Origin of the sequence: Coprococcus sp. RTP21281st1_F1_RTP21281_210402, assembly GCF_040915325.1 — a bacterium.
Lineage (GTDB): Bacteria > Bacillota > Clostridia > Lachnospirales > Lachnospiraceae > Coprococcus > Coprococcus aceti.
This window is the reverse complement of sequence record NZ_JBCPDQ010000016.1, coordinates 213-16,785: the sequence shown is the minus strand read 5'-3', so window position 1 is coordinate 16,785 and position 16,573 is coordinate 213. Positions and strand designations below refer to the sequence as shown.

The 16,573-nt window shown below is 46.5% G+C and carries 14 protein-coding genes and 6 tRNA genes (1 of these 20 running past the window's edge); 1 reads left to right on the top strand and 19 read right to left on the bottom strand.

Annotation, left to right across the window (positions count from 1 at the left end):
• Nucleotides 1-4 precede the first annotated feature (4 nt).
• The 10 genes from AB5150_RS15140 to AB5150_RS15095 form a co-directional block, all read right to left on the bottom strand.
• Nucleotides 5-871: an ABC transporter permease gene (locus tag AB5150_RS15140; protein ID WP_055273934.1), complete on the bottom strand. Its 867-nt coding sequence runs from the start codon at nucleotides 869-871 to the stop codon at nucleotides 5-7.
• Nucleotides 872-930: 59 nt separating this feature from the next.
• On the bottom strand, nucleotides 931-2,046 hold the full coding sequence (locus tag AB5150_RS15135; RefSeq protein ID WP_015533491.1) for an ABC transporter ATP-binding protein: 1,116 nt from the start codon (nucleotides 2,044-2,046) through the stop codon (nucleotides 931-933).
• A gap of 34 nt (nucleotides 2,047-2,080) precedes the next feature.
• Nucleotides 2,081-2,419 carry a P-II family nitrogen regulator gene (locus AB5150_RS15130; RefSeq protein WP_015533492.1) on the bottom strand — a complete coding sequence of 113 codons (339 nt, stop codon included), beginning with the start codon at nucleotides 2,417-2,419 and terminating at the stop codon, nucleotides 2,081-2,083.
• 347 nt (nucleotides 2,420-2,766) lie between these two features.
• Nucleotides 2,767-2,913: a hypothetical protein gene (locus AB5150_RS15125; protein WP_156337956.1), complete on the bottom strand. Its 147-nt coding sequence runs from the start codon at nucleotides 2,911-2,913 to the stop codon at nucleotides 2,767-2,769.
• Nucleotides 2,914-3,109: 196 nt separating this feature from the next.
• Nucleotides 3,110-4,255 (bottom strand): tyramine oxidase subunit B, encoded by a 1,146-nt coding sequence (locus tag AB5150_RS15120; protein WP_055273932.1) that lies wholly within the window; start codon nucleotides 4,253-4,255, stop codon nucleotides 3,110-3,112.
• Between the two features lie 108 nt (nucleotides 4,256-4,363).
• A complete protein-coding gene (locus AB5150_RS15115; RefSeq protein ID WP_022216189.1) occupies nucleotides 4,364-5,542 on the bottom strand; it encodes an iron-containing alcohol dehydrogenase in 1,179 nt (392 codons plus the stop codon).
• A 117-nt stretch (nucleotides 5,543-5,659) separates the two neighbouring features.
• Complete coding sequence (locus AB5150_RS15110) at nucleotides 5,660-6,799, bottom strand: FAD-binding oxidoreductase (RefSeq protein ID WP_055273930.1); 1,140 nt, start codon at nucleotides 6,797-6,799, stop codon at nucleotides 5,660-5,662.
• Entirely contained in the window at nucleotides 6,792-7,124 is a 333-nt protein-coding gene (locus AB5150_RS15105) for a (2Fe-2S)-binding protein (RefSeq protein ID WP_055273928.1), read from the bottom strand. Before AB5150_RS15105 ends, AB5150_RS15110 begins: the two co-directional genes overlap by 8 nt.
• Nucleotides 7,121-8,698: an FAD-dependent oxidoreductase gene (locus AB5150_RS15100; protein ID WP_330376012.1), complete on the bottom strand. Its 1,578-nt coding sequence runs from the start codon at nucleotides 8,696-8,698 to the stop codon at nucleotides 7,121-7,123. Before AB5150_RS15100 ends, AB5150_RS15105 begins: the two co-directional genes overlap by 4 nt.
• Before the next feature lie 12 nt (nucleotides 8,699-8,710).
• A complete protein-coding gene (locus tag AB5150_RS15095; RefSeq protein ID WP_368292144.1) occupies nucleotides 8,711-9,028 on the bottom strand; it encodes a (2Fe-2S)-binding protein in 318 nt (105 codons plus the stop codon).
• A 468-nt stretch (nucleotides 9,029-9,496) separates the two neighbouring features.
• On the opposite strand from AB5150_RS15095, the gene AB5150_RS15090 reads away from it, so the two are divergent.
• Nucleotides 9,497-10,324: a MerR family transcriptional regulator gene (locus tag AB5150_RS15090; RefSeq protein WP_368292143.1), complete on the top strand. Its 828-nt coding sequence runs from the start codon at nucleotides 9,497-9,499 to the stop codon at nucleotides 10,322-10,324.
• Between the two features lie 39 nt (nucleotides 10,325-10,363).
• On the opposite strand, the gene AB5150_RS15085 is transcribed toward AB5150_RS15090, so the two are convergent.
• The 9 genes from AB5150_RS15085 to AB5150_RS15045 form a co-directional block, all read right to left on the bottom strand.
• Nucleotides 10,364-12,547: a TerD family protein gene (locus AB5150_RS15085; protein ID WP_055273924.1), complete on the bottom strand. Its 2,184-nt coding sequence runs from the start codon at nucleotides 12,545-12,547 to the stop codon at nucleotides 10,364-10,366.
• A 292-nt stretch (nucleotides 12,548-12,839) separates the two neighbouring features.
• Nucleotides 12,840-14,177: a uracil-xanthine permease family protein gene (locus AB5150_RS15080; protein ID WP_015533501.1), complete on the bottom strand. Its 1,338-nt coding sequence runs from the start codon at nucleotides 14,175-14,177 to the stop codon at nucleotides 12,840-12,842.
• Between the two features lie 46 nt (nucleotides 14,178-14,223).
• Entirely contained in the window at nucleotides 14,224-15,606 is a 1,383-nt protein-coding gene (locus AB5150_RS15075) for an amidohydrolase family protein (RefSeq protein ID WP_015533502.1), read from the bottom strand.
• A gap of 403 nt (nucleotides 15,607-16,009) precedes the next feature.
• Nucleotides 16,010-16,095, bottom strand: a tRNA-Leu gene (locus AB5150_RS15070).
• A 30-nt stretch (nucleotides 16,096-16,125) separates the two neighbouring features.
• Nucleotides 16,126-16,198 (bottom strand) — tRNA-Val (locus tag AB5150_RS15065).
• Nucleotides 16,199-16,230: 32 nt separating this feature from the next.
• A tRNA-Asp gene (locus tag AB5150_RS15060) sits at nucleotides 16,231-16,304 on the bottom strand.
• Between the two features lie 30 nt (nucleotides 16,305-16,334).
• Nucleotides 16,335-16,408 (bottom strand) — tRNA-Ile (locus AB5150_RS15055).
• Between the two features lie 9 nt (nucleotides 16,409-16,417).
• Nucleotides 16,418-16,490, bottom strand: a tRNA-Val gene (locus AB5150_RS15050).
• Between the two features lie 31 nt (nucleotides 16,491-16,521).
• Nucleotides 16,522-16,573, bottom strand: a tRNA-Asp gene (locus tag AB5150_RS15045); it runs 122 nt beyond the window's last position.

Below are 16,573 nucleotides of genomic sequence, written 5' to 3'. Positions count from 1 at the left end.
CTCCTTATGCCAGATCATCCAGATCTCCAACCTTGCTGTACGCCTTTAGCACAACCAGAGTGAAGATGATCAGAAGTACCGAGAACGCTGCGCCCAGTGGCCAGTTACGTGCCACAAGGAACTGGTTCTGTATCAGATTGCCAAGATATGCGGCGCTGCCGCCACCCATAACATCCGATATGAAGAATGCTCCAAGGCTCGGTATGAATACCTGTATCGTTCCTGCAAATATTCCCGGGAGCGTCATCGGGAGTATGACTCTGATAAATGTTTTTATCTTCCTTGCCCCCAGATCGTATGACGCCTCAACCAGCGAGTGGTCGAGCTTTGATATGCTGCTCTGCAGCGGAAGAACCATGAACGGGAAGAAGGTATACACCATTCCAAAGAGGACCGCCCCCTCCGAGTACATCATCTGCATCGGCTGGTCTATGATTCCTATCTTCATCAACAATGTATTTACAAAGCCGCTGTCTCTCAGTATATTTGACCATCCATTCAGTCTGATAAGACCATTTACCCAGAATGGCAGCATGATGAGAAGCGTGAGCATTCCGCGTATCTTGTCCGGCACCTTGCACAGCATGTAAGCAAATGGATAAGATATGATGAGGCATATCACGCTTGTCTCAAATGCCATGACAATCGACTTCCACATGACCGTCAGATACAGCGGATCAAATATCTTCTTATAGCTGTCAATTGAGAACTTGCCGACAACTCCGCCATATGCCCCCTTTGTCATAAAACTTATGACCACAACATATATAAGTGGGATGAGAAGGAAAAACAACAGCCACAGAGATGTTGGACCAACCATACACAATATCGGCAGAGTGTTCTTTTTCTCCTTTTTCTTTTTTTCTTTCATAGCAAAGCCTCCTTGCATAGCCGAAACTAAATCCGGTTATCATTACACGCAGATATTTCTTATTTAAGAACTGCATCCTCTATGGCGTCGTACATCTTATCCTCCTTGGTGTGTATGACAACCGCCTTGTCCGGCTCCCAGTACACTGACACTGCCGTGCCATCAGGATATACCGTGGCATCAGGATGATTGTTGACCTTGACTTCCTTGCCATTTGGCAGTTCCACTATAGTCTTAAGGACCGAACCAACATAGATCTGATCCTTGACGATTCCTTTCAGTGTAAATCCATCCACCGGCTTGTCTGACAGATGCGTATTTTCGGGACGTACCGATATGTACACGATCTCTTCCTTAACAAATCCCTCGCCCTTCGCTCTGACCTTTCCATTCTCCATCGTAAGCCCAAGATCAGTGCCTTCTATGGTGTCCACATTTGCCTCGAATATATTGGACTCTCCTATGAAGCTTGCAACAAATTTGGTCTGTGGATTCTCGTATATCTCTTTTGCCGTACCGATCTGCTCGAAGTGTCCCTGATGCATGACAGCTATCCTGTCGCTCATAGTAAGCGCCTCTTCCTGATCATGGGTTACATACACAAATGTGATTCCCAGCTTCTTCTGCAGCCTCTTGAGCTCCACCTGCATCTGCTTTCTTAGTTTCAGATCAAGTGCTCCGAGTGGCTCATCAAGAAGCAGTACCTTCGGTGAGTTTACCAGTGCCCTGGCAATTGCAACTCTCTGTTTCTGTCCACCTGACATCTGCGATGGCTTTCTCTTCTCAAATCCATGGAGCTGCACCAGATCCAACATTTCCAGAACCTTTTTCTTTATCTCCTTCTTGTCCATCTTCTTCTCAACAAGGCCAAATGCTATGTTGTCAAAGACTGTCATGTGAGGGAAAAGAGCGTAACTCTGAAACACCGTGTTGACATCCCTGTTGTACGGCGCCAGCTCTGTGACATCCTTATCTTCTATGTATACATTTCCCTCCGTGGGTGTTTCAAAACCTGCAATGATACGAAGTGTGGTCGTCTTGCCACAGCCTGATGAACCAAGCAATGTCAGAAACTCTCCCTCGTATATGTCAAGGCTGATGGGCTTCAGCACCTGATTGTCGCCAAATGACTTTGTTATATTTTTAAGCTGTACTATTGCTTTTCTCTCTTCCATCAGCAACTCACCTCACTCTTTTCTAAAGTAGTAATCAAAGTATTGATTCTCCATGTTCTCCTGTCCTTATCCTCATGACATCGTCAACATTTGTTATAAATATCTTTCCGTCTCCAACCTGACCAGTGGAGAGTTTCTCACATATCTCTGTGAGTATGTCATCCAGATCCTCGTCAAGTATCACGGTCATGACGTAGAGCTTTGGCAGGAGATTGATCTCCATCCCAAGCTTCTTGAATTCTTCACTGTAGCCCTTCTGGTGTCCGCAGCCCATGGCCGACATGACGGTGAGTCCGCTGTATTCATTCTTGCTGAGTATCTTCTTGAGTGGCTCAAGCTTCTCTGGTCTGATGATGAGTTCTATCTTCTTCATATCCATTCCTCCTTACAAATAAAAAAGAGAGCAGCGGAGTCATATTCCTATGAGCTCCTTTGCTCTCTTCCATGTGTTCTTGCTTTTAATTTTCACTCATTGTAGAGTCTGGTATAATACCAAGGTCAATGTTTTTTGTCATTTCTTTAATTGTTTATTTTATTCGGTGGATGTGGTTTATTTTGGCAACTGAGATTTGAACCTACTTAATATTGTTAACCCAGTCAGTTGTCTCATGCCTGTAACCTTTTTATCCTTTTCTGCCAGTTTCATTCCTGTTTGCAAAAAAATTATCCCTGGGCGGGCTTTTTTGACCGTCCAGGGACAATCCGATTCTTTTCTTGATATTAATTGCTGAATATCTTGGGAAGATCACTATCACCATGTTCCTGAAATATGTAGAGCTGCGGATACTCATCGCTAACCACATAATCTATGGCTGAAGTGATTGCTCCCTCACCGTCAAAGGACGTCTCCGATGAGTACGCTGCCATGTTAGTCTGTGTAACATAGTTATCACTGTATGGAGCGTATTGCCAGTACAACAACAGATATTACAAATGAATACGATCCGTTCCTAAGAGCAGTTCTGTTTTTTATGCTCACTTTATAGCAAAAGGCCACGGTCTAACATTCACCGTGACCTTTGAAGCTCTAAATCTGCTATATGAAAAAATCCCGTTCTTAAAACTACCTCATATATGGCGCATCCCACAGCTTAAGCTTTGTTCCGATGCCTTCCCTCAGAGCTCTCTGGTAGCACTCATAGCCCCAGCCGACATCAAGGATCGGCATGCCGCCAAGGCTCACAAGAAAGATCTCGTCATCACTCGTTCGTCCCGGCTCGAGGCCACGCATTATGTTTCCCAGATGTCTGATCTCACTCTTCTCTATCCAGCCATCCGTCACCATATTTACAAAGTGTATGCCTGGTGTTCCAAGTGATATCCTGTTGCCATCCTCGTCCCACTCCTGATACACATTTACATATTCCTCATACATCTGTATATTGTCTACAACCTTCGTCACGTGGTCCCTGACAAACTCCAGATCCATATCCATGGTTCCAGATGATATGATCGTGCATCCAGGCTTCACCCATGCCGGATCTATGACAGGCCATTTTCTCGGTTCAACAGATACCGCCTCCGCTATGATATCTGCATCCCTCACGGCCTCCTCCAGAGTATCGCAGATGATTATCTCCTTGAGACTCTTATAGTTCTCCCTGGCGTAATCCGTCAGTTCATGGGCTGTGTGCGAAGTCTTTGAGCTGCCCTTGATCTTCAACACCTCCAGGTCCGGGAACTTTGCCATGATAGCCATGAGACTTGTCCTTCCTATGACTCCTGCGCCGAGGATCGTCAGAACCCTGCTATCCTTTCTTGCAAGATACATGGCAGTAAGCCCTGGCATCGCTCCGGTTCTCATGGCACTTAGGAGATTGGCTGACATGTACGCAAGCGGCTGGCCTGTCTCCACGTCATTCAGTGTCGCCATGAGTATGGATCTCGGCAGACCCTTGTGCGAATTTCTGCCATTTGAGCCATACCACTTCTCACCGCACATATGAAATCTTCCTCCGAGATATGCCGGCATCGCCATGAATCTCCTGTCCGCCGAGTCCGCAAGCGGGAAGTTCGGAATGTCCGACTTCTCCGGAAATATGAGCTGTACACCGTGGTCGTTATGCGCTCTGCCGCCCATGAGATAGTCTCCCTCGCTGAGGAGTGTTATGACCTCCCCTATGGTGTCCACAGCTCTGTCCGCATCGAGTACACCCGCCTTTATCATGTCCTCTTCATTCAGAAATAAGAATTCAACCTTGCTGTCCATACTGCCACCTCCTGCTGTAATTCCTGTCATCCACAAAATATCTGATCTTTGTTAGCCATTACCACAGTCCAACTGTATATATATCAAATCATGCATTTTGCGATGTTGTTACTTTACGTTTTTAAAACATCTTCTATAAATCTCCACTACATCAGACTTCGTCAGAGGCACCCTGCAATGCTCAAGGTCCTCTGATGCCGCCTTCTCAGCCATCTCGTCAAAGTCCTTCTCATAAGGCACGCCCAGCTCGCCGAGATCCGAGGTCAGACCCATATCCTCATATAACTTCTGTGTCTTTGATATTGCTTCTCGGGCTATATCATAAGGGGCCTTTGTCTTTTCTATATCCCATACATTCACGCCGTAATTTACCAGAACCGGAAGGCTCTTCTCGTTAAGAATGTAATCCATCAGAACCGGCGTGATGATCGCAAGTCCGTGTCCATGTGTTATATCATAGTAAGCACTCAGCTGATGCTCTATGGAGTGCGCCGGCCATGGGCCATCCTTGCCACACGCTATGAATCCGTTTATCGCCCACTCAGATGCCCAGAGGATATTTGCTCTGGCGTCATAGTTGTCCGGCTCTGAGACTGCCACCGGGCCGTACTTTATAAGGGTTTTAAGAAGAGCCTCCATCATGCGGTCCTGCATGTATGTGTCTCCATTATCTGCAAAATAAACCTCAAATATATGGTTCATGATATCCGCCACACCTGCTGCCGTCTGGTATGCAGGAACGGAAAATGTATACTCAGGGTCAAGTATCGCATAAGCAGGATAGAGCAGATCGGATGCGATATCCTTCTTCTGCTTTGTCTCCTCATTTGTGATAACTGCAAATGGATCCATCTCAGAACCCGTCGCAGCCATAGTCGCGACAGCTATGATCGGCATAGCATTCTCTATCTTCTCCGGGTGTCCGACCAGATCCCATGGATCACCGTCATAGCACGCTCCGGCTGCTATAGCTTTGGAACAGTCTATTGTACTTCCGCCTCCCACAGGAAGTATCACCTTCACATCATGCTCCAGACACATCTGCACACCCTTCTTCACCGTTGTGAGTCTCGGGTTGGGTTCTACACCCGAAAGCTCAATATGGGAAATGTGACTACAGTCAAGTAACTTGATTATCCTGTCGTACAGCCCTGTTCTCTTTATACTTCCGCCTCCGTACACCAGCAGAACACTGTCTCCGTATTCGCTGATGTACCCTGGCAGATCATCAATGGCGCCCTTGCCAAATGATACCTTTGTCGGAATATTATAAAAAAAATTCTCCATGTTATATCTCTCCTTTAGCTTATTGTTATTATTGATACTTTTGCTCTGTGGAGTACCTATTATATTGCTCAACAGAATTGCTTCATCAATAATATACGCCTCTGATCCATATGCTGTCTACCTGACAGCCTTGAATCTGTCATACCGTAGAGATGATATATCCACCACAGTCTTCTCGCCGAGCACCATCTGTGAGAGCATCAGTCCAACAGCCGGTGCCGTTCCAAATCCATGCCCTGTAAATCCACATGCCAGTATAAGTCCCGGGACCTCGTCAACCTCGCTTATGACTGGAACACCATCATAGCAGAGATCAAGCCATCCGCCCCAGGTCCTTACGATCTTGGCATCAGCCAGCATCGGTATGTATCCCATGATCGCCCTGCATCCGGCAGATACGGTGAGCGGTGAAGTCCTGAGCTCATCAAGTCCCATGTCCGTTGTCTCCTCAAGTCCCGAATCTGAGCCAAATACAAATGATCCGTGCTGTGACTGATGTCCGTAAAAGTCAGCGGATGCAACACCAAGCATGATGTCGAACATGTGCGGCTGCACCTCCGTAACCAGCGCCTCCTCAAAATACTTTGTCATCGGCACATCTATTCCAACTGTCCTTGCAATGAATCTGCTCTCATATCCGGCAGCCAGTATGACCTTGTCCGCCTCGAACACCTCACCTGATTCCAGTATGACCTTTCTGAGTTTTCCTTTCACCTTCTCAAGTGCAGCCACCTTTGCATCTGTGAAGAAATTTACCCCGAGCTCCGTTGCCCTCTTGTAGTACGCCAGAGTCGTCAGCATAGGATTGGCATGTCCATCCGTAGGACACCAGCTTGCGCCGATTATCTCGTCAGAGAGATATGGGCAGATCTCCTTCACCTCTTTGCCATCTATGATCTTCATGTCAAGTCCGAGAGAGTTAGCATTTGCCGCAAGATTCCTGAGCTTTTCCATATGGGCATCAGTCTTGCCAAGTCTTAAGTTGCCCTTCTGATAATACTCCACGTCAACTCCAAGCTCCTCGGAAAGTGTCGGCCACATATTCTGCACTGCATACATAGCGTATGGCAGCTCCCTTACATCTCTTCCTGACTGTCTGACTCCGCCTCCGTTTCGTGAAGATCCTCCGTGTCCTATGCTTGGACTGCCCTCAAGCACTATGACATCCTTCATCCCAGCCTTTGCCAGATAGTAAGCAGCAGCGCATCCATTTACACCACCGCCGATTATTATAACCTCTGCTGTATGTTTACTCATGAGCCTCACCTCCATCTCTCGCAAGTATGCGCATCTCTGTAGGTCTCATAGGTGCCCTGGACGTGGCCGGCTCTATGTCAAGAGGTGACACATGAAGTTCCCTTGCCACAATACCCTTCACCAGCTTGCCACAGGTCTGTCCCTGACACAATCCCATCCCACACCGGAGGAATCTTCTTATCTCTTCTATCGTCAGCATTCCCGCATGGACTGCCTGCCTTATCTCGCCCTTTGTGACCTCCTCACACCTGCACACCAGTATGTCGTCATCCGGTGCCGGAACATAAGGTCCTATGGCATCAAGTTTTTCTCTGATATCTATCATAACCGCACCTCCTTGAAAAATCTTGCCTTCATCACCATGTCCTTCGGCACCTTCATGGTCAGCAGATTGGTATGGTCAAATGCTTTTGCACTTCTGACACTTACGACCTCCGCCTCGCACACCTCATGACCATCACGGCCAAGTGCCACGCCCTTTGTTCCTTTCTCTGGTATCGGAAGAAACTCATATGGAAGTGTCACCGTTCCATAGCCATCCCCGGTGTCCTCGTCCACCAGGAATATGGCCTGTCCTGAACAGCTTGCAACGCACATGCCACATCCTATACATGGATTTTCCGTCACTGTCGGAAGAGAGGTTATATTTGCCCCTATGCTTATGCACCCCTTCGGACACGCATCCTGGCACGGGTTGCACGGGATGTTCTGGGTGCACTCTATAACCGGATGTATTCCCTTCCTGTGAGTCACTCCAGGATATCTCTCTATCTCGTCATCTGCCACAAAGCCGTGCTCCAGCAGATTCATCGATACATCTATGCCTTCCTCTGTTTTCTCGATCAGCTTGCCCCTGTTCTTCGGTGCAAACATTCCCTCACGGAGGCTTCCAAGTGCATCCTCAAGCTCCGATGCACGCGCTTCCATCTCTGATTTATCTATAAACCCGAGATCCTGAGATATGACAGATCCCGCTATCCTGCCCTCGATCATGGCTGAGCTTGCCTCCTCGATTCCGGACACATCCCCGGCTGCAAATATTCCCGGCACTGAGGTTCTGCCCCATTCGTCACACTCAGGAACGTATCCCCCCGGAGTATCCTTCATCTTTACGCCCGCCTGCTTTAAAAGCTGTGACATAGGTGAAAGACCAACGGCAACGCATATTGTATCAACGTCAAATGTCTTTTCTGTTCCCTCTATGAAATTGAAGTGGCTGTCGACCTGTGCGATCTTCACTCCTGTCACCCTGTCGGCTCCACTCGCCTCAACTATTGTATGTGACAGGTAAAATGGAACTCCACATCTCGATATCTTCGCAGCATGTACTCCGTATCCTCCGATCCTCGGTGCCGCATCAACCAGTGCCACTACCTCACAGCCTGCCTGCATGAGCTGATAGCTGACTACAAGTCCTACATTTCCTGAACCGAGCATCAATATCCTGTTACCCGGCTTTATGTGGTGAAGATTCATCATAGTCTGAGCGGCACCTGCGCCGATGACTCCCGGAAGTGTCCACCCCTTGAAGGTTACCATGTTCTCGCTGGCTCCTGTTGCCACAAGCACACTGTCGCCCTTGAAATGCTTTATCTCATCACCGATCCTGACTGTCACTTCTTTCTCGTCATAGAGACCCACAACTGTTGCATTAAGTCTTACATCCACGCCCAGCTTATTTGCCTCCTCAAGAAGTTCGTAACCTATGTTGAATCCTCTTATCTTCGCCTTGTGTTCCTTTGAACCGAAGAACTTGTGTATCTGCTTGAAGAGCTGACCGCCCGGCTTTGCATTCTCATCAAATACTATCGGCTTCATTCCGTTCTTCGCAGCCTCTATCGCAGCTGAAAGTCCTGCCGGACCTGCACCTATCACTATCAGATCGTATCTCTCTATCATAGCGGTCACCTCCTAATAATCCTTCTCTGCCGACGCACCATACTGCGTCCTCACGTCCATTCCCTCTTCCAGAGGAGTGATGCACGTTCTTATATTTGGCTTGCCATTTACGACCATGACACAGTCCGTACACCTCCCTATGGCACAGAACACCCCCCGCGGCTCATGTCTCTTCTTGGTGTATCTGTGTGTCATGACGCCCGCCACTCTGAGCGCCGCCGCGATCGGCTCGCCCTCTATTCCCTGAAGCGTCTGTCCATCATATGTAAAATTCACCAGCCTGCCCTCCGGGGTGTCCCCCAGTATCGGGTGAGTTAATATCCTATCCATAGCCATTCCTCCTTTTTGTGATGAAGTGACGGAGCCTTGATTTAATCTGTGAAGCCCGGGCCGCCGATGCTGTAATACCCTTACCGGGTCGCTCCCGCTTAACTCAGCCTGCAGCGGTACTAAGGTGCCGCTTGGAGCGTCACCTAAGGACCGGCGGCCTCGTATTCCCTGTAAGGGTATTACAGCATCAACGGTCCGAGCATTAACATTATTGATTAGGCTCCTGATATCAGCTTCATCCAATAACTCGTCTACTTTATCTTGTGTGGTTAATTAACTTGGTGAAATGGTAAACCCTTGTATCATGCTAGAGTCAATGTACTTGATTTGTTTTTGCAAATTTCGGAAGATGTGAAGATTTCTCCATATGTCAGCTTAATTTTATTAAGTATTTTTATAGAAAATAGAATTTGATTAGGTGGTGTGTTACGATACAGTTATATGAGATCAGGAATTGGAGATTATATTATGAAGAAAAAGGATACTTTCAAGATTGGGGAATTGTCTAAGCTGTTTGATATCGGCGTGGATTCTATCAGATATTATGAGAAGGTTGGGATACTGCACCCTGTGAGAAATGACGAAAACAATTACAGGATGTACACCATTGATGACGTCCGCCGCCTTGCGCTTATCCATGAGCTGCTGGGACTCAGCTTTTCCACTGACCAGATCCGTGAATATGACGAGGACAGAAATATCGATAGTACGACATCCCTGCTCAGAGCCGAGCTTGACGTGGTTGACGCTGAGATTGCCAAGCTCAAAGCCACCAGGGACAGTATCCAGAACCGGCTGGACACCATCACATCCCTTTGCAGCCCGGATATACAGGATGAATTTGAGACTATTGTGATAAAGGAGCTTCCAGACCGAAAGTGCGTCATGGTCACTGACGACAATCTTCCTGATGATTATGTCTCCTATTATGTGGTCAAATACATGCAGAGCCACAACACCAAGATTGACACAATAGGTGCCTGCGACTGCTATACCCTTGACATCCCCGGAAGCAATCCAAAGTCCAAGTATTACCGTACCAAGAACGTATTCTTCTTCGCACCATACCTTGAGGACGCCGATTGCAATTATGTACTTCAAGCAGGAAGATATCTCTCCATGACATACAAGGGCGCCCTGACCAAGACAAAGGAACTGCTGCCACGGCTCTATACATACGCACAGGATCACCAGCTTGAGATTGCCAGTGACCCTGTTGAAATGTGTCATATAGATGATTATGAGACCAACGATGACAGTGAATATATAATTGAGCTGCAGCTCATGATAAAATAACCATTTTGCCACAGCTCATTTTGTTCTCTAAAAATGTAATTACAGATACTCACTCATGAACAGCTCCGTGTCGTATGGGGTTATCACCATTTTATCACGCTCATTCTCCACTGTGTCATTATTCAGATACAACGCAGTGTCAAACACAATGTCAGCATCTTCCCTGTTATCCACCAACACTCCTCTGCCCATGACATTGAGTGCGATAAGATCGTAGAGATCCGGCTTCTTCATATTCACCATGGAATAGCATACCGCTGCGACTCCAGAAAGATTGCTCTCCAGATTATTGCCGACGGTATTTGTGTGGACTCCACTGAGCGACAGATTCATGTCACACCAGATAAACTCCCGCTTAACACAGTCAAATATTACAGGAATACACACCGTGCTGCCCGCTGTGAGATCCAGCTTCTGTTCCACCGTCTTTGGCTCATATATCTCACCCGAGTTCACATCAGCCCTCTCCATCCAGCCAAACATTGCATGAGGCATCTCCGCATAGTTCTGACCGGTAAAGCTATACACCTGGTACACCACATACCTTGCACCATATCTCACAACTGAATCTACGTCCACATCAAGGAACTCACTGACACCATCACCATCCACAGGACCGCCATTTACAATGTCCCCCGAATGACAGGCCTTATATTTCTCAGATTTCAGATTGGTATATGACACATGCTCCATGTAGTTCCAGTTCTCGTCAAATATAGCCGCCGACAGGTCTATGTCGACTCTTCCATCGTCATACGACTCCAAATCACATTTGTCCATATTCGTCCACCATATAAATGCCCTCACAGCATCTGTCTGCGAAGCCATAGGGAGTCTCGAGCCTCTGACTATAGTCTTAAGCGCCTTGCTGGCACTTCTCTGGCTGAATGGAACCACATAATTCCTGTAATCCTCAGACAAGTACACCTTACCAATAGGCTCCCTCTGTCCATAGATCTTCACAAGGGCATTTTCACAGATCCGAACAACTTCCTGACAGTATCTCTCATCTATATCTGGCAGATTGTTTTGCTCGCTGTGGCACTTTGCAAGGCGCCCCTTTGGGAAGAACACTCTCACATCTGTATGCTCAGGTCTGTGCAGAAAGTGCTCCCTCACCTGAAGCAGTACTGGTGTCGACACCTTCTCCGCCACAGACGCAAAGCTTCTTATAACAGGCTCTTTATATGTCTCTCTGAGCAGCTGATCCAGTCTCCTTGCCAGTTCACCCGGTCTCTTCACCAGCTCGGCAAGCGCACTTTCATACTCACCATAGGCAAGGTCAAACTCAACCTTTCCTGCAAATGTCTCTATCTTCCTGTTATTTCTCAGCTTGTCAAATGCATTTATCGCCCTGTCATACTCCAGAGTGTATCTGCTGCAGTCAAACTCAGAAGGATGGATCCTCTCTCCAATTCTGATCCATCTCTCCTTATATCTGAGCATATCCTCCTCTATATTCGGACAGCCAGACAGAAGCTCCATGATCATCCTTCTCTGTCTGCGTGAAAAGCTTCTGTATCTAGTATTCTCCGCAAGGCTCACATCGCCATCACTCATGGCAGTCACAAGTCTCAGCACATCAGTTGCAGTCTTTACATATTTCCTGAGCTCACTGACATTTGCCAGAGGCTTCTTCTGCAGATAGAGCGCGGCGATGTATGCAGCATTCTCCTTGTGTGGTATATCATCAGGCAGCTTCATATTCTCAGTCTCGAATAAATATGCTATATCCTCCCTGTCAGTTTTTGATATAGATGTTCTCGACATGCAGATATTGTCAAATATCTGTCTCACATCAGCCTCACTTCCAAGCTGCAGAACTTTGACCTTCGTCTCATCAAAAAGTGGCAGTCTGTCATTTACACGCTTTCTGTGATTCTTTGGATACAGGATACCATCCGACCAGTAATGAACCATTGCATTTATATACAACTCAGAAAAATGTGCATCCATAACACCCTTTGGAAAGTCGGCATACATAGGCATATATACAACATTTGCACCCACAAGCTTCATAAGCGCGGCTTTGAGTTCAAGATAAAATTCTGTCAGTTCATTGACGCTGTATGTTCTGAGAACGTCAAACATCTCCCTGGAAAATGTATATCCAAGTTCTTCGATGTTCTTCATAATGGCCGTTATGTAGCGATCATTTGCCACTCTTGCAGTACCAGTGCCAAGTATCACTTTGTTTTTACGCCTGAGCAATATCTCGTTCATAACTTTTCTCCTTATTAATGAGGAAACCGGTGGCGGTAAGCTTTTACATTTATCATCCCAATTAAGAAGGAACCACCACCATAGCCTCTTTGTGTTTCGCGATAATCAATATATCAAATCGAAACTGTCCAATCAATGAACCGCTAGTTTAAAATGAACATCGTCTCTTGCGATCACGGACTTTGGCTCGTTGCTCTGCGCAAATACAAAAGACACATAGAGTATATGCCGCACTGTTTACTCTATGTGCCTTTTAATTTTATAGTTTTCGCTTTATATAGAAATTACGAATTCATCCCTCAAGCGCGACCTTCACTGCCTTTTTCTTCCTGGGAAGGCAGAGCTGGAGCACCACCGCTATGGTTGCACCAACTGCAGTTCCTGATGACATGAAGTAGTTCAGGAACTGAGGCATTGCATTCACCACATCTGTAGGAATGACTATAGTTGCCACAGCAGCCACGACTGAGATTCCAACGATAAGTGATGATCTCTCGTCAAGCGGCTCACTCTGTATGATCTTGATTCCATTTGATATGAGCAGGATACATACAACCGCAAATACTCCGTTTACGACAGGGGTCGGTATACATGATATGATGGTCATAAGCTTTGGACATACACCGAGTACCATGAGGATCATACCACCTGCAATGATAGCCATGCGGCTTCCAACCTTTGTGATGGCAAGCACGCCGGCATTTGAAGAATAACCTGTCATTGGAGTTCCGCCGAACAGTGAACCAACAAGACATCCAACACCTTCACCTATGGTAGCACGATCTATTCTCTTATCGCTGAGATCCTCACCTGTGATGGCGCTGATCGTCACCCATGTTCCTGTTGTATCGAGGAGCACGATAAGGTAAATGAACATCATGAGTATACAGGACTTAATCTCAAACTTTGGAAGTCCAAAGTGGAAAAACTCAGGCAGTTTGAACCATGCTGCATCGTGTACTGAACTAAAGTCCGCAGCTCCCATCGCTGCTGCAACCACTGTTCCGGCAACCAGTGCAAGTATTACGGATACCATGTGAAGTATCCTGTTATGCTTAAGCTTGTACTGGAGTATCATACATACGATGAGCACTCCTGCAGCAGTAAGCCCTGATGCTACATTTGCACTTAAGTTTCCATCTGAGCTTGCTATTCCCTTGGCCGCTGTAGGTGTCAGCGATATTCCAACTATAAGTATGATGATACCACCGATAAATGGAGGTATTGCCTTTCTCACAAATTTCGAAAAGCCCTTAAATATACCCAGCAATACGATCATGATCGCTCCGGGTATCAGACTTCCTATCATTGCACTGACTCCCATGGTCGCGCCTATCGTACACATAGCTCCAAGCGGTACATACGATGGTCCCTGTATGATAGGGTACTTCATGAAGAATCCCGCCTGCAATATAGTTGCAATTCCACATGCAAAGAAACTCATCTGAAGGAAAAATGATAACTCTCCTCCTGCCAGTCCTATCGCCGCTCCAAGTATCAACGGCATGATATACAGATCCATTGACAACACGTGCTGCATTCCGAGAAATGCCGCCTTGCCACAGCTTATCTTCTCATTTACGCCAACTATGAGCTGGCTGTCATTTTCTATTATCTTCTTATCTTCCATATAAACGCGCCTCCTTATCTGCTGTCACATAATCCGCATTTTCATCCTACAATTTATCTGCAAGCTGCTTTCTGAGAATTACAAGCTCGCTGTTTATTTCATCTATCAGGCTTCTCTCATCTATACCGCAAGCGAACTTTCCGCCCTGATATACTACCTTTCCATTTACTATCGTTGTATCGATATTTTCCTCGGATGACGCATATACGACCGTCGCCTTTGCATCATGCATAGGTGCCGACTTCAAATGATTAGGGTCAAATATTATTAAGTCCGCATTCTTGCCAGACTCCAATGTTCCCAGCTTGTCAGCCATTCCTATTGCCTTTGCTCCCCCTGCCGTCGCAATGTGTATGATATCATCTGCGCTGATGACTGCCGCATCTCTGTGTATTCCCTTCTGTATGAGAGCTGCCAGCTTCATACTCTCCAGCATGTCCGTACTATTGTTGGATGCCGCACCATCCGTTCCTATAGATACATTTACCCCTGTAGCAAGGCTTTCCGGAATAGGTGGTATTCCTGAACCAAGATAAAGATTAGGTGCTGGATTGTGGCTTATCGACACTCCATATTTTGCAAATCTCTCTATGTCATGAGGTGTGAGGTTTACGCAGTGGACTGCCAGGAATTTGTCTGTCAGGAATCCGATCTCCTCAAGCATATCCACTATATCCTTGCCGTAATATCTTCCACACATCTCATTGTCGACCTCGGTCTCCTTGATATGCATTGAATATCTCACGTTCTCGCTGAGACAATACTCAAGCATCTCCTGATAGCCTTCCTTCGTGGTCGACCATGTAACATCCGGACCAGTCCATATCGAAAGCATGTCATTTTCTTTATATGCTTTCTTCAGTGCATCCACTTCCTTCATGGCCTTGCCAACAGGCTCAAGGAAGCACTTCGGCATTCCGTATTCCTCTCCGGTATCCTGAAATGTTCTGATAAATACACTACGGATACCCGTTGATACCATTCCCTCTATACAGGAATGAGCCAGTTCAGAATCCTGATTGGTGTAGAAGAACTCACTCATGGTCGTACATCCACTCTTTATTGCCTCCATACATGCAAGCTGTGCTGCCAGCTCATGCTGATGTGGTGTCATATACTGTCCATATGGGAGTGCTGAAAGATTCAACCACTCTATCAATCTGTGATCAGCTCCAAGACCTTTCAGGAAAGACTGGAATATATGTATATGTGTATCTATAAATCCCGGAAATACCACCTTGCCCTCGGCATCTATCACACGTCCGGCGCCCTCACATTCCTGAAGCTCCTCCGGTGTCAGCTCATTCATTTCCTTTATCAGAGTTATCTTCTCTCCCTCTATTCCTATGATTCCCTTCGCATACACTTTTCTGTCCTCATCCATTGTGTGTATCTGCGCATTTTTGATTATCAGATCATAACTCTTCATAGCTCATTCCTCCTGACTTTGAATATCCACTAAAAAAGGAGTCCTTCCCCGGCAGTGTGTGTTAAAATGTTCCACACAAACTACTTTTGAAAAGACCCCTTTGTCCTGTTCTAAATTTTCTTGTATTACATTTTCATTTTCCGCGGTATAAACAAAAAAGGAACCAAATAGCTATCTGTTTTGGTGTTAAGGAAAACAGATAAAACTTTTGGTTCCTGATGGCTCGTATCTTAGCACTATCCCGTCAAATGGTCAATACTCATAACCTCTGTTGTTATATTTTTATTTTTTTAAAGGACTTTACCTTAATATCTTATGTTTATGCCATTTTTGCTTAATATTTTAAGGTAAAGAAAAAGCCTGAACCCCTTGATTTTCCTTAGGTTTCAGGCTTTTAATTTAATGCCGGCGACCGGAATCGAACCGGTACGGGAGATTAGTCCCGCAGGATTTTAAGTCCTGTGCGTCTGCCAGTTCCGCCACGCCGGCATTCTGCACCTTATTAAAAGGTTTAGAAAATGGGACCTATAGGGCTCGAACCTATGACCCTCTGCTTGTAAGGCAGATGCTCTCCCAGCTGAGCTAAGATCCCATTTGTTAAAAAGTATTCTGTTATGAATACAGCGACCCGGATGGGGTTCGAACCCACGACCTCCGCCGTGACAGGGCGGCGCTCTAACCAGCTGAGCCACCAGGCCATATTCATTGTTTCTTATTATTAGTAAGAGTGGACGTTCGGGGACTCGAACCCAGGACCGATCGGTTATGAGCCGATTGCTCTAACCAACTGAGCTAAACGTCCTCATTTAAGTGGGACCTATAGGGCTCGAACCTATGACCCTCTGCTTGTAAGGCAGATGCTCTCCCAGCTGAGCTAAGATCCCATTCATAAAAAGTATTCTGTTATGAATACAGCGACCCGGATGGGGTTCGAACCCACGACCTCCGCCGTGACAGGGCGGCGCTC

What these genes read in the sequence shown, in the direction of transcription:
- AB5150_RS15140 (WP_055273934.1), bottom strand. Translation starts at nt 871, where the DNA reads ATGAAAGAAAAAAAGAAAAAGGAGAAAAAGAACACTCTGCCGATATTG.
- AB5150_RS15135 (WP_015533491.1), bottom strand. Translation starts at nt 2,046, where the DNA reads ATGGAAGAGAGAAAAGCAATAGTACAGCTTAAAAATATAACAAAGTCA.
- AB5150_RS15130 (WP_015533492.1), bottom strand. Translation starts at nt 2,419, where the DNA reads ATGAAGAAGATAGAACTCATCATCAGACCAGAGAAGCTTGAGCCACTC.
- AB5150_RS15125 (WP_156337956.1), bottom strand. Translation starts at nt 2,913, where the DNA reads ATGGCAGCGTACTCATCGGAGACGTCCTTTGACGGTGAGGGAGCAATC.
- AB5150_RS15120 (WP_055273932.1), bottom strand. Translation starts at nt 4,255, where the DNA reads ATGGACAGCAAGGTTGAATTCTTATTTCTGAATGAAGAGGACATGATA.
- AB5150_RS15115 (WP_022216189.1), bottom strand. Translation starts at nt 5,542, where the DNA reads ATGGAGAATTTTTTTTATAATATTCCGACAAAGGTATCATTTGGCAAG.
- AB5150_RS15110 (WP_055273930.1), bottom strand. Translation starts at nt 6,799, where the DNA reads ATGAGTAAACATACAGCAGAGGTTATAATAATCGGCGGTGGTGTAAAT.
- AB5150_RS15105 (WP_055273928.1), bottom strand. Translation starts at nt 7,124, where the DNA reads ATGATAGATATCAGAGAAAAACTTGATGCCATAGGACCTTATGTTCCG.
- AB5150_RS15100 (WP_330376012.1), bottom strand. Translation starts at nt 8,698, where the DNA reads ATGATAGAGAGATACGATCTGATAGTGATAGGTGCAGGTCCGGCAGGA.
- AB5150_RS15095 (WP_368292144.1), bottom strand. Translation starts at nt 9,028, where the DNA reads ATGGATAGGATATTAACTCACCCGATACTGGGGGACACCCCGGAGGGC.
- AB5150_RS15090 (WP_368292143.1), top strand. Translation starts at nt 9,497, where the DNA reads ATGAAGAAAAAGGATACTTTCAAGATTGGGGAATTGTCTAAGCTGTTT.
- AB5150_RS15085 (WP_055273924.1), bottom strand. Translation starts at nt 12,547, where the DNA reads ATGAACGAGATATTGCTCAGGCGTAAAAACAAAGTGATACTTGGCACT.
- AB5150_RS15080 (WP_015533501.1), bottom strand. Translation starts at nt 14,177, where the DNA reads ATGGAAGATAAGAAGATAATAGAAAATGACAGCCAGCTCATAGTTGGC.
- AB5150_RS15075 (WP_015533502.1), bottom strand. Translation starts at nt 15,606, where the DNA reads ATGAAGAGTTATGATCTGATAATCAAAAATGCGCAGATACACACAATG.